Genomic DNA, 13,513 nt, shown 5'->3' with positions numbered 1-13,513 from the left:
ATTTATAGCTTTCTAGTTCCATCTCCTACACCTGCAACGTAAAAGTCTGCATCATACCCTATTTTTTCTCTGTATCCTTTTTTTACTTTATTTATGAATTCATCTACTTTTTCTTCTTTTACTAAAGATATAGTACACCCTCCAAAGCCAGCTCCAGTCATTCTAGACCCTATAACCCCTTCTGTTTTTTGCGCTAAATCTACTAATGTATCTAACTCTATTCCTGTAACCTCATAATAGTCCCTTAAAGATGCATGAGAGTCATTCATTAATTTCCCAAAGCCAGAAATATCTGATTTATTTAAAAGTTCTACAGCTTTTATAGTTCTCCTATTTTCTAGAACAGCATGTCTAGCTCTTAATTTACAGACATCTCTTTTAATATAACTTAAAGCTTCGTCTAAGTTTTCTTCAGTTAACTCTCCAAGAGAATTTATGTTTTTATGTTCTTTTATATCTTTTAAAGCTTCTTCACATTCACTTCTTCTCTCGTTATATTTAGAATCCATAAGTCCTCTTCTTTTATTTGTGTTTGCTATAACTATTTTTATTCCTTTTAAGTCGATAGGAACAAATTCATATTTTAATGAATTAGTATCTAAAAATATAGCTTTATCTTTTTTCCCCATTCCTATTGCAAATTGATCCATTATTCCACAGTTTACACCTATAAACTCATTTTCAGCTTTTTGACTTAACTTAACCATATCTATAGTATCTATATCTAAATTATTATAATCTTTTAATATCTCACTTATTAGTAGCTCTAAAGAGGCTGATGAAGAAAGTCCAGCCCCGTTTGGAATATCCCCATAAACTACTAAATCAAAGCCTTTTTCTATTTTAAATCCATCTTTTTTAAAAGAATAAACTACAGCTTTTACGTAATTTGCCCAGTTATCTTCTTTAATATTTTTTAGATTATCTAAAGTAAATTCTTTTACTCCCTCTTCTTCAAAATTCAAAGAATAAACTCTTACTTTGTTATCTTCTCTTTTACTAGCTATAGCATATGTTCCAAAATTTATAGCACAAGGAAATACATTTCCTCCGTTATAGTCAGTATGTTCTCCTATAAGATTAACCCTTCCTGGAGAAAAGAACTTATCTAAATTTTCATCACCATATTTAAATATATCTTTGAATTTTAAAATCATCTTTTCCATAATATCTCTCTCCTATCTACTAACTCCAAAGTTTTCATTACTACTGCTTATTGAATCTATCTCATCTTCTGAAGCTAATAGCACATCTCCTAAAACGGTGTGTTTATAAACTCCAGCCTTTGTTCCAAACTCTATTATTTTTTGAGCGTCATTATTTCTGATAAAGTTATATAATACTCCCCCTGAAAAAGCATCTCCCGCGCCAACTCTATCGATTATTTCAAACTCATATCTGTTTGAATATGTAATTTTGCTCTCATCTATAAATATTCCCCTTATAGCATTTCTTGAACTTGAAATATTTTCTCTTAAGGTAGTTGCTATAGCTTTTACCCCTAATTCTTTATTCATTCTTTTAAATACTCTATTAAAATATTTTTTTTCTTCTTCTAAACTTTCAAATTTTATACACTTAAATTCTTTGTTATCACTATCTAAATCTATCCAACCAAATACTATATCTGCTCCCTTAACTATTTCTTTCATAGTTTCTGTAAATTCAAAGAAACTCCAAAGTTTGCTTCTGTAATTTAAATCTACGCTAACCTTTATAGAATTATTTTTGCAATATTCTATGCAGCTTTTTACAAACTTTATATTTTCATCACCTAAAGCTACAGTTATCCCTGATACGTGAAATAACTCAGCATCCTTAAAGATTTCTTCTAATTTAAATTCTTCCATTTTTAAACTAGCCATTGCAGAATTTTCCCTATCGTAAAGGACTTTTGAACCTCTAACTGAAGTTCCCTTTTCTAAATAGTATACTCCTAATCTATCGCCGCCTAAAATAACGTTTTCAGTATTTACTCCATTGCCTTTTAGAAAGTCTAAAGCCATATGCCCTATAGGATTATCTGGTACTTTACTTACAAATTTAACATCTTCTAAAAGCTTACTTAAAAAAACAGAAACATTTGCCTCAGCACCTCCAAAGTTTATCTCAAAACTCTTAGCTTGGCTAAACCTAGTGTTTCCGTTAGGTGAAAGTCTCATCATAACTTCGCCTAAGGCTACTATCTTTTTTCCCTTCATTTTAATCTTCCTTTCTTTAAATAGCTTTTACAACTTCTTTTTTCATACAATTTATACCTTTAGCTTCTTTAACCTTTTCTACAAAGCTCTTTGATAACCTTGTTATAGATTCAAAATCACCAGATTTTGACCCTGAAGTTAATGCACCACCAACACCAACTGCTATACATCCATTTTTTATCCACTCACTAACATTTTCTAAAGATACTCCTCCAGTTGGCATAATGCAAACTTGTGGTAATGGTCCTTTAATATCTTTTATTATAGAAGGTCCAAATGCTGACCCTGGGAAAAGTTTAATAACATCTGTCCCACATTCCATAGCCTTAACTATCTCTGTTATAGTCATACACCCCGCCATATATGGCACTTGATATCTGTTGCATAACTTTGCTGTTTCTAAATCAAAATTAGGTCCTACGATAAATTCTGCTCCATTTAATATTGCAACTCTTGCTGTTTCAGAATCTAAAACCGTTCCAGCTCCAACTACAGCTAAATCTCCATACTCTTCTTTTAAAGTTTGTATCACTTCATGAGCCTTAGGAACTGTAAAAGTAACTTCTAGTATATCTACCCCACCTTTTACGCAAGCTTCAGATATTTTTTTAGCTTCCTCTAAATCCTTACCACGCACAACAGCTACAACAGCTGTATCCATTATTCTATTTAAAACTTTAATTTTATTTATCATAGTCCCTCTCCTTATATACCTTAATTAAAATCTTTTTATACCCTACGCAAATTTTTATTTAATATAAGAGGTGCTAGTCCTAAAAATAGCACCTCTTTATAATTTTTATTACCTAACTAACCATCCGCCATCAACAGCTAATATATGTCCGTTTATATAGTCTGATGCTCTTGATGATAAAAATACTACAGTTCCCATTAAGTCAAATGGAGTACCCCATTTCTCTGCAGGTATTCTTCCTAATATCTCTGCATTTCTTTTTTCATCAGCTCTTATAGGTGCTGTATTATCTGTAGCTATATATCCTGGTGCTATAGCATTAATTTGAACATTATATCCTGCAAGTTCGTTTGCAAAAGCCTTAGTGATTCCAGCTACTCCGTGTTTACTTGCAGTATATGGAGGTACAAACTTTCCTCCTTGGAAAGAAAGCATTGAAGCTATGTTTATTATTTTTCCTGAGTTTTGTTTAACCATAACTTTTGCTACTTCTTGGCTTAAAAAGTAAACTGCATTTAAGTTTATATTCATAACAGCATCCCAATCTTCTGGCTTGTATTCAAGAAGTGGTGCTCTCCTTATAGTTCCAGCATTATTTACTAAAATATCTATTTTAGAGAACTTATCTAAAGTTTCTTTAACTACCTTTTCTCTATCTTCCTTTTTAGTTAAATCTGCTTGAACAAATAAAACTTCTCTTCCTTCTCTTTCTATTAATTCACGCGTCTCATCCCAATTATCATCAAAAGTTGCAACAACTAAGTTTGCACCTGCTTTAGCAAGTGCTACAGCATACCCTTGACCAAGCCCAGTATTACCTCCTGTAACTATTGCTACCTTTCCTTCTAAACTAAAAAAATCCATACTAAAATTATCTAACATTTCAAAGTCCTCCTTAAATAACTAAGTTCTATGTTTATTTCTTATAAAATTATCTTAAAGTCTCCATCGCTATAGCGTCCATATCATCAAACGTTTGGTTTTCACCACACATTCCCCAGATAAATGTATAGTTGCTTGTTCCAACACCTGAGTGAATTGACCAACTAGGTGAAATTATTGCTTCTTCATTTTTCACTACTAAATGTCTAGTTTCAGTAGGCTCTCCCATAAGGTGGAAAACTCTAGTTTGTTCGTCCATATCAAAGTAGAAGTAAACTTCCATTCTTCTCTCGTGAGTATGGCAAGGCATTGTATTCCAAGCATTTCCTGGTTCTAACATAGTAAGTCCCATTAGTAATTGGCAACTCTCGCATACGTTTGGATGAACGTATTGATAGATAGTTCTCTTATTTAAAGTGCTATTGTCTCCAAGTCTTACTGGATTTGCATCTTTAATATTTATTTTTACAGTTTTATAGCTTTTATGAGCAGGTACTGAATTTATATAAAACTTTGCAGGGTCTTTAGAATCCTTTGAACTAAACTTAACTTCCTTAGTTCCAGCCCCTATGTAAATTCCATCTTTGCTATCAATTTCATATTCAGTGCCATCTAAAATAATAGATCCAGCTCCACCTATATTTATAACTCCCATTTCTCTTCTTTCTAAAAAGTAAGAAACTCCAAGTTCTTTTCCAGCCTCTAAAGATAACTCTTTATCTACTGGCATTGCACCACCAAATATTATTCTATCAACATGACTATAAGTTAATTTGATTTCATCTTTAACAAATACTCCCTCTACTAAGTAGTGATCTCTAAGCTCACTAGTTGTATATTTTTTTGAATCCTCTGGGTGATTTGCATATCTTATTTCCATTTTTAAAAACCTCCTAAAATTTAAATATCTTATACATTTATATAAAGCAAATTCCATGCCACTTATTTAGATATTTAATTTAAATATATAAAAGCCCCTGTTTAAGCCGTTTTTTAAAACTTAAACAAGGACTTTAAAATAAAATAATTTAAGTGTATATGACACTAATTTAAAAATAAATTAATTTAGTGCCACAAAGTTGTTATTTTGCTATTAGTTATGAGACTGTAATTAATATCTTTACCAATATATGTTAAAATCTTTTTTATATAATCTCATTAATGCTTCCATATAAAAATAATCTCCCCAAAGATTGCATTCATCTATTCCTTTATTATGATGATAAGCGTATACTCCATGCTTTAATATCCCATCTGCTTCTTTTAAGTCTTTAGTTGTGTAATTATTTATCAATTCTCTAAGCATTTTGTGTGCAGATTTTATATAAACTTCTTTATCTTTTAAGTCGTAATATTTTTCCATTTCAAATATACCACAAGCAACTATTGCAGCTGATGAAGAATCCCTAGGCTCCTTATCCTCTTTTTTAAATATTAAATCCCAGTAAGGAATTAAATCTTCCGGTAGTCTATTTAAATAATAGTTTGTTACTGCCATAAAAATTTCAATACTATCTAAAGATTTATTGTATCTGTAATTTAAAGGCATCCCAATTATTGCCCAAGCTTGACCTCTTGCCCAACAAGACTCATCACTAAATCCTTGATGAGTAATACCACTTTTAGGCTTTCCTGTCTCTTTATCGAAATAATAAGTATGGTATGTTGAAGAATCCTCTCTTATAACTGTATTGATTGCAGTCTCAAAATGATTATTTGCTACATTTAAAAAGCTTTCATCTAATGTTTCATCGTATGCCCAATATAAAAGAGGTAAGTTAAGAAGGCAATCTATTATAAGCCTATATTCTCTTTCATCACCGTATTTACCCCAAGCTTGGATAAACTTTCCTTTTTCTTGATATCTTTCTTTTAGCTTTTTTGCAGTTAAAAGCCCAAGTTCCCTTGCTTTTTTATCACCAGTAACTTTATAGCTTGCAACTGCCGAAAGACTATATAAAAAACCTAAATCATGGTGGTCTAATACAAAATTATCCTCATACCTTTTTCTAAAGTTTTCAGTATGTAAATCCCCTACTATTTTATATTTTTCATCACCAGTATACTCGTATGCCATCCAAAGCATGCCTGTCCAGAAACCATTAGTCCAATCATCATTATCTTTTATTCTATATTTATGATTAGTGGTACAAGCGCTTGGAAACTTTTCTGTAAATACCTCTAAATTTTCGTCTATTTTACTTATTATAAAATCTAAAGCATCTTTTACTTCTTCTTTATTTAAATAATCTTCTTTTATAAGTTCTTCTTTATTTTTAATTTCTTCTATATTTAAATTTTTAAACATACAAAATCCTCCTAACGCTTATTCATCCTCTATATCACATTTAGTAATTTTATTAGTTTTAATACCTTCTATTCCTGCGTTTAAGATATTATCATAAACCTCTTCTAAATTAGATTCCATATTCATAACTGCTTCTATGAGCATAGGAAGATTAACACCTGTTATAATCTTAATTCTAGTATCATTTATACTTTCCATAAGTGCTCTATTAAATGGCGAGCCTCCAAAAAGATCTGCTAAAACTAATATTCCATCTTTATCATCTTTTATTTCTAAAAGCTTTTTATTTAATTCATCTGAAAACTTTTCTACGCCTTCTTCTGTAAGACTAATACATTCTACTCCTCTTACATCTCCTAGGATCATTTTTGCCCCTTCTAAAACTCCCGTACATAAAGCGCTATGACTAACCATTAAAATTTTATACATCTTATACCTCCATTTTTAAATAATGTTATATACATTTACTCCTATCAAAGTTATTATTACAACATTAAATACTGTTAAAATCGTTTTATTATTTAATACTCTATTTAAACTTGAACCTAAAGTCCCTCCTAAAATTGCACCTATTATCATAAAGGGAAGCATACTTAAATCCATACCATTAAACCCATCATTTATAAATACCGTAAAAAGCTTTGAACTTTGAGAAAATAATATAATAATTATAGAATTTATAGCTGCCTCTTTAGTATCTAGCGAAAATATTAATGACAAAACACATACATTAATAGGTCCTCCCCCAATCCCTAAAAAAGCACTTAAAAGCCCTAAACTTAGTCCTACAATTATACAAACTACTTTATTTTCAACCTTATATCTTTTAAATCTTGGTTTATTATTCATATAAATTATTATTATTGTTAATAGTACTGCTAAAACCATATTTTGAATTATAGATATTACTGATTCATTATTTACTATTGATAAAGCTAACCCTAAAACCCATTCTCCTAAAACTCCCCCAAGTATCGAACCAAAACCTATATAAATAGTTTTACTTGTTTCAAATTTCACCCCATACTTAGTTTGCTTTATTATAGATACTACTGCCATTACAAAAACTGTAAATGATGATAGTACACTTATAGTTTGAACGCTATAATTACCTAATATATCTAATACAGGTTTTATTATTACTCCTCCGCCAAGCCCTGCTAAAGAACCTACTATAGTTGAAACTAATGCTACTAAAAAATAAATTAAAGCCATTATTTTATGCTCCTGCTATTCTTGGCATCCACATCGGCTCTTTCTCTAATTCAGCCCAAGCATACTTTAAAAGCAATTCACTTTTTAAATCCTTAAATTCTTCTTTATCCCAAAGGTTATTAATCTCTAATGGGTCATTTTCTAAATCATAAATTTCCCCGTACTCTTTATTATAATAAATAGTTATTTTGTATCTTTCATCTACATAAGTCCTTTGATTTATAGTCGTAGGCTCGTGGTGATTTTCACAAATTATATGTTCTCTTACCTTATCTTTTTTCGAAGTCCAAACATCTAATTGACTTTTTCCTGTTATATCCCTTGAAACTTTAGTTTTAGTAGCTTCTAATACTGTTGGTACTACATCTACTAGTGACTGAAGTGCACTATTTACTTTATTTTTTGAAACTTTATTTGGCCACCTTACTATAAATGGAATCTTTATTAAGTCTTCATATAAAAAAGCTCCCTTTCTAGTTAATCCATGTTGCCCAAAATAATTTCCATGATCAGTTGTAAAAATAACTATAGTATCCTCTGAAAGTCCTAAACTAGATAATTTATCTAGAATTTTACCTATATATTTATCCATCATACTAACCATTCCATAATAAACTGAAATATCCTTTTTTAGTGTTTCCTTTGGAACTAGATGATTTCTACTCATTCCATGTATTGCAAAACCTGTTTCTCTATACTCTGAAAAATCTGCATTTTCTTTTTGTGTCATCTTAATATGTGGAGGACTATCTATATGTTCTCCTTCAATTACTTCTGGAATTGTAATTTCATCTTTATCATACATAGATGCCCAAGGTTCACATACTAAATATGGTGGATGTGGATCAAAAAAGCTTGCCCACAAAAAGAAGTTTTCATCATTTTCTTTATACTCTTCTAATAATTTATTTGTTCTTTCAGCTATCCAAGTGTCATAGTGAAATTCTTCTTTTATATCCCATTTATATTTAATGCTCGGGTCCATACACCCTGTATCTCCTAAAAAATAATCCCTCCAATTTTCTACTCCCTTTTCTTTAAGCCACAGAGCATAATGCTGCCCTACATGAGGTTCATTTGTATGGTTTCTTGTAAGTTCAACTTTTTCAAATCCATAAAAGTCCTCATTAAAATTTTTCCAAAACTCTAAATCTTGAAGTATAGGGTAAGCTTCTAAAGAAGTATACTCCTCAGTGCTTTTAAGGGGCTGAAAATGTGCCTTTCCAATCAAAGCTGTCCTATATCCCTCTTCTTTTAAATATCCCCCTAAAGTTTTTTCACTTTCAGGAAGTTTTGTTCCTAAAGTCCAAGCACCATGTTGGCTTGGATATTTGCCAGTTATAAGAGTTGCTCTTGAAGGAGTACAAGTTGGGTTTACAGTATATGCCCTATCGAAAGTTGTTCCTTCTTTAACTAACCTATCTATATTTGGAGTTTTTATTTCTTTATTAAAAGCACCTATAGTATTAAAATGCTGCTGATCGCTAGTTATAAATAAAATATTTGGCCTTTTTTCTTTCAAACTAACTCCCCCTTTTGTATTTTATATCTATAATTAAAGCAATTACCGTGCCACATTCTGTCACATACACTTAAAGAATCAATCTTACAGAATAAAAAAAAGATACAAAAAAATTTATTTTGTACCTTTTTAAATCTTTTAGTAACTTAAAACCTCAATTTCTTCATTATCTTTAGTCCTTTTAATTATAGTAACTCTTCCGTAAATAACTGTTCCATCAACTATATAAGTTTTTCTTCCGCTTGGCTCTTCGTCTGTTGCTATAACTACTATATAAGTTGTCTCTCCTTTTATTATCTTTATACCTTTAGCGTATTTTTCATCTAATTTTTTATTTTTCCAATCTAATATTTCTACATAAGAAATATTAGTTACTTTTTCCTCTTCATTTACATACATTACAGTATTTAAAAAAGTATCAGACTCACCTTCAAAATCTATTACTACTTTTTGCGTTTTATAAATAGAGTTATATTCTTTTGAAATCAATCCCTCTTCAAGCCTTATTTCGCCTCCATTTAAAGGAATTAAATTAAACTCATAAGAATTTAAATCATTATAAATAACTTTATTTTTATCTATCTTACAGTTTGGCTTATTAAAATTAAATATCCTAGAGTATTTATGTTTTTCATCAGTAAAAAACTCATCACTTAAAATCCAAATTCCTGAATTTAAATAAATTAATTTTCTATTTGTAAATACACCTTTATAACCTGTATGCGCACCTTCAACTAAACTCCCTAGTTTTCCGAATTTATAATCCCTCTTTATATAATTTGATACTTTAAGGCTTGACCACGCCCCCTTACTTATATTAAATTCTAAGTCATCTACCAAAATCGTATTGTGAGACTTAGCTTCTTTTAATTTATTTCTTAAAACATCTTCTTCATTATATGTAAATCTACCTGAATCACTTAAAATTTCAAAACCTTTATAATTAATCATAAAGTGTAATAAATCGTAATGCCCGTGTCCACTTCCAAGAGGTCCACATTTAAAAAATGTAAATATATCTTTATCTTTAAAATTATCTCTAATTATATAATTTCCTGAATCTAAAAAAGCTTTAGATTTTAATATGCTTTTAGTATTTAAACTTTCAAAAACTTTAATTCCGTCATATCCAAAAGTTAATAACGTCTCTAAGGGAGCTTTATTTACTCTTTTTAAATTGTCATCTTCTAAAACAATTGCACCTAATGATAATATATCACTTAAATCTTCATTATCACTATCTCCGTAATTTATCTGATGAAGGTTTGGATCTGCTATATTTAAAGTTGCATACAACATATCTTTTAACTTATCTTTTATATTTTCTTTTAATAAATTATTATTTCTTTTATCTATAATAATCATATCTAAAATGCAATTTACCATCTCGTTATGATACATAAAGGATTGTTCCCACTGAAGCCCATCACTAAGTATTTGAATATTTAAGGCTTTTTCTATCATTTTAATTGATTTTTCTTTTCCTTCTTTACTAATTTTAAGCTCTTCAAAATATTCAGAAGCTATAAAAACACCGTGGTTTTCAAGTATGACCCAATTACTTAAAATCCTAATTTCTTTTGAGTTTCTTAGAATATAATCTATATGTACATAAATAGAATTTAAATATTTTTCTAAAAACTCATAGTCAAAATCTTCATGTTCTATTATAAGTTCAAATATTTTAGTAAAGTTTCTAAGTCTTATTCCAGCTTCTATAGTTCTCCAGGCTAGTGTCATATTTTCATCTTGAAGTTTTACATTATCTATCCAATCTGTAAGTTCTTCTTTTAATTTATAAAAATATTTATCTTCTTTTGTAATATAAAAGCTCCAAGCATAAATAAGTAAATGCTTATGCCTATTTAACATATAAGTCCACTCTGGATCTTTAAAAGGAACTACAGTCCAATCTATTTTTTCTTTAAATTCATACGGAGTTTTACATCTTTCCATATCCCACTTTCTATCAAAAATAAAGATTCCACTTAAATATCTATCTGCATCTTCTAAAAGTTCTTCTACTTCTTTATAATTATTTTTAATTAAATACTCTTTTAAATAATCATTATCTTCTATATACCCCTTCTTTTTTCTAGTTTTATAATATTTTAGTATCCTTTCTTTTTCTAGGTATGAATCTTCTAAATTCAAAATATCTAATAACCCCATATTTATATCCTCCTATATTAAAAATGGGGCTATCACAATAAATTTTGCAAAGCCCCGCTAATTTAAAATTTAATATTTAATTTTTATCTATAGACCTGCTTTATCTATGAAATCTATAATGTTTGTTTTAGGATCATCTGGTACCATTATTGATGTCATCTGTACCCCTAATTTTGCAAGTTCTCTAAATGTTTTTACGTTTTCTTCTGTAACATTTACTGAACGCTTTATTTGAGTTGTATCATTTTTTGATGCCATGTTCCCTACATTAAATTCTTTTATATCTAACCCCATATTTATTAAATCTAATAAATCTTCTGGATTTTTTACTACTACTAGAACTCTTTGGCCTTCATATTTTCCAGCTTGTATGTTTTTAAAAGCTGTTTCCTTTGAAATAATTGAAGTTCTAATTGAAGCTGGTGCAACCATTCTTAAAACTGATTTTTGCATTTCATCGTTAGAAACCTTATCGTTTATAACCATAATTCTAGTTGCCTTTAAAGTATTGCACCAAAATGCTGCAACTTGTCCGTGGATTAATCTATCGTCTATTCTTATATGTATTATACCTTTCATAAATAAAATACCTCCAAATTCTTATACTCTTTAATTCTATACCCAAACCATATTTTTTGTATCGTAGTTCCTTAAAATATATATTCTAAGGAACTACACTTTTTTTATTATCCTAAGAACCCTATAACTGATCCTAATATACCCATTATTATTAATAAGAAGATTACCTTTGTTGAGTTTAATCTCTTTCTTCCAAGTAACCAATAAGTTAAAAATACTATTCCAAGTGGTAATAACCCTGGCATAATTTTATCTAAAATATCTTGGATTGGTAATTCTACCTCTCCTGTTTTAAACACGTATGCTGTCTTTGCTTTAACAACAGTTGGGATAAGTGCCCCGATAACTGTCATCCCTAATATAGTTGCAGCCTCTGTAACATTTTTTAGCTTTGTTCCTACAGTTCCAACTACCTTTGCCCCTTCTTTATATCCTAGGTGCATAAAGAAGTTAGATAATAATATTCTAGCTAAGTTTGCAAATATCCAAATAAAACATCCTACTGGGTTTCCTTCGATAGCCATATAAGCTGCTATTGAACCAAATACTGTATTAAATGTCATACCAAATAATGTATCACCAACTCCAGCTAAAGGTCCCATAAGACCAGTTTTTATAGCTGCAACTGCTTCTTGAACGCCTTCTCCACCTTGCTCTTCTATAGCAAGGTTTGCTCCGATTATAAGTGCACTTGTTGTCATATTACAGTTGAAAAATTGCATGTGATTTTTAACTGCATCGTTAAGTTCGTCTTCATCTTTATAAATTTCTTCAAGGAATGGAAGCATAGTATAGCAATATCCAAGTCCTTGCATCTTTTCATAGTTCCAAGCTGTCTCTCCAGCTCCATACCATCTAAAATAAGCTCTATTTATATCTTTTTTAGTAAACTTTTTTACTTCATTACTCATCTTCATCAAAACCTCCTCCTGAAACTTGTGTGCTGCTTAATTCCTTAGAAGCTTGCTCTTCTCTTTCTTTAAATTTAATAAATGCTATAGCACCACCTATTAAAGCTACACCCATAACTGGTAAGTTTAAGAATGCTGCAAAAGCAAATCCTATAACTAAGTAAGGTGCATAAGTTTTAAGTGGTAAGTATTTAAGTAATATTGCTATACCTATTGCAGGTAATAATCCCCCTGCTACTTGTAATCCTGTTAAGAACCATTGTGGTGATGCTGCTAATATCTTATTAACTACGTCTGCACCAAAGAATAATACTACAAATACTGGTACAAATCTTGATAAAGACCAAGGAATTACTCCTAATATGTTCATAAGTTTAACTTTTTTATAGTCTCTCTTATCTGCGTAATTTTCCGCTTTATGTTGGAAGAATGTGTTTGCCATTCTTGCTAAAATATCTAATTGAACTAATAATAAAGCTGCTGGAACACCTATACCAACTGCAAATTCAACACCTTGTCCTGTTGAAATAGTTAGTGCTGTTGATATTAATGTAGCTGACATATAATCTGGAATTGAAGCTCCCCCGTAGTTACTAACTCCTAAATTCATTAATTGGATAGTACCTCCAACTAAAAGTCCTGTTGTTACATCTCCCATAACTAGTCCTGCAAATAAACCTGCTATTGCTGGTTTTGGTAAACCAACTAAAAAGTGTAGTCCATCATATTGAGCTAATGCTGCATAAGCTGCAAGAACTAATATTTGCCATAATTGAATATCCATATATAATACCTCCCAAAATATTTTAATATTTTATTTTTGATTTTAATTTGTTAATGTTTACACTTATTTATAAAGCAACTCTCGTGCCAACTTTTTGTCATACTATAAATTTTTATATAATCATAATAAATAAAGGTTCCTAGATATTCTAGATCGTTTATTATTCCTTTAAAGTTAATTTTAGTATGACAATAGTCTATAATTTAAAGTATTTTTATTTTTTATCAATTACTCTTTACTAAATT

13 protein-coding genes are annotated in these 13,513 nt (G+C 29.9%); all 13 read right to left on the bottom strand.

Going from position 1 to position 13,513, the window contains the following annotated elements; genetic code table 11:
- Positions 1–2 precede the first annotated feature (2 nt).
- Positions 3–1,157 (bottom strand): galactokinase, encoded by a 1,155-nt coding sequence (locus INR60_RS00130; RefSeq protein ID WP_420797479.1) that lies wholly within the window; start codon positions 1,155–1,157, stop codon positions 3–5.
- A 21-nt stretch (positions 1,158–1,178) separates the two neighbouring features.
- The gene (locus INR60_RS00125; RefSeq protein WP_194189438.1) at positions 1,179–2,201 is read right to left on the bottom strand and encodes a sugar kinase; all 1,023 of its coding nucleotides are present in this window, start codon (positions 2,199–2,201) and stop codon (positions 1,179–1,181) included.
- A 16-nt stretch (positions 2,202–2,217) separates the two neighbouring features.
- The gene (locus INR60_RS00120; RefSeq protein ID WP_194189437.1) at positions 2,218–2,895 is read right to left on the bottom strand and encodes a bifunctional 2-keto-4-hydroxyglutarate aldolase/2-keto-3-deoxy-6-phosphogluconate aldolase; all 678 of its coding nucleotides are present in this window, start codon (positions 2,893–2,895) and stop codon (positions 2,218–2,220) included.
- A gap of 108 nt (positions 2,896–3,003) precedes the next feature.
- Complete coding sequence (gene kduD / locus INR60_RS00115) at positions 3,004–3,777, bottom strand: 2-dehydro-3-deoxy-D-gluconate 5-dehydrogenase KduD (protein ID WP_194189436.1); 774 nt, start codon at positions 3,775–3,777, stop codon at positions 3,004–3,006.
- A 49-nt stretch (positions 3,778–3,826) separates the two neighbouring features.
- Complete coding sequence (gene kduI / locus INR60_RS00110) at positions 3,827–4,657, bottom strand: 5-dehydro-4-deoxy-D-glucuronate isomerase (RefSeq protein WP_194189435.1); 831 nt, start codon at positions 4,655–4,657, stop codon at positions 3,827–3,829.
- 240 nt (positions 4,658–4,897) lie between these two features.
- Positions 4,898–6,085: a glycoside hydrolase family 88 protein gene (locus INR60_RS00105; RefSeq protein ID WP_194189434.1), complete on the bottom strand. Its 1,188-nt coding sequence runs from the start codon at positions 6,083–6,085 to the stop codon at positions 4,898–4,900.
- A gap of 18 nt (positions 6,086–6,103) precedes the next feature.
- A complete protein-coding gene (locus INR60_RS00100) occupies positions 6,104–6,514 on the bottom strand; it encodes a PTS sugar transporter subunit IIA (protein WP_194189433.1) in 411 nt (136 codons plus the stop codon).
- A 15-nt stretch (positions 6,515–6,529) separates the two neighbouring features.
- Complete coding sequence (locus INR60_RS00095) at positions 6,530–7,300, bottom strand: sulfite exporter TauE/SafE family protein (RefSeq protein WP_194189432.1); 771 nt, start codon at positions 7,298–7,300, stop codon at positions 6,530–6,532.
- A gap of 4 nt (positions 7,301–7,304) precedes the next feature.
- On the bottom strand, positions 7,305–8,822 hold the full coding sequence (locus INR60_RS00090; protein WP_194189431.1) for a sulfatase family protein: 1,518 nt from the start codon (positions 8,820–8,822) through the stop codon (positions 7,305–7,307).
- Between the two features lie 138 nt (positions 8,823–8,960).
- Positions 8,961–10,994, bottom strand: coding sequence for an alginate lyase family protein (locus tag INR60_RS00085; RefSeq protein ID WP_194189430.1), 2,034 nt, complete (start codon positions 10,992–10,994; stop codon positions 8,961–8,963).
- An 87-nt stretch (positions 10,995–11,081) separates the two neighbouring features.
- On the bottom strand, positions 11,082–11,573 hold the full coding sequence (locus tag INR60_RS00080; protein ID WP_194189429.1) for a PTS sugar transporter subunit IIB: 492 nt from the start codon (positions 11,571–11,573) through the stop codon (positions 11,082–11,084).
- Between the two features lie 107 nt (positions 11,574–11,680).
- On the bottom strand, positions 11,681–12,490 hold the full coding sequence (locus INR60_RS00075; protein WP_238480380.1) for a PTS system mannose/fructose/sorbose family transporter subunit IID: 810 nt from the start codon (positions 12,488–12,490) through the stop codon (positions 11,681–11,683).
- Positions 12,477–13,268, bottom strand: a complete 792-nt coding sequence (locus INR60_RS00070) for a PTS mannose/fructose/sorbose/N-acetylgalactosamine transporter subunit IIC (RefSeq protein WP_194189428.1) — start codon at positions 13,266–13,268, stop codon at positions 12,477–12,479. The genes INR60_RS00075 and INR60_RS00070 overlap by 14 nt, the downstream gene beginning before the upstream one ends.
- Positions 13,269–13,513: the final 245 nt, after the last annotated feature.

It is taken from the genome of Clostridium chrysemydis (assembly GCF_015234215.1).
Lineage (GTDB): Bacteria > Bacillota > Clostridia > Clostridiales > Clostridiaceae > Clostridium > Clostridium chrysemydis.
Note: the sequence above shows the minus strand (reverse complement) of the source record. Positions and strands in the feature narration are given on the sequence as shown.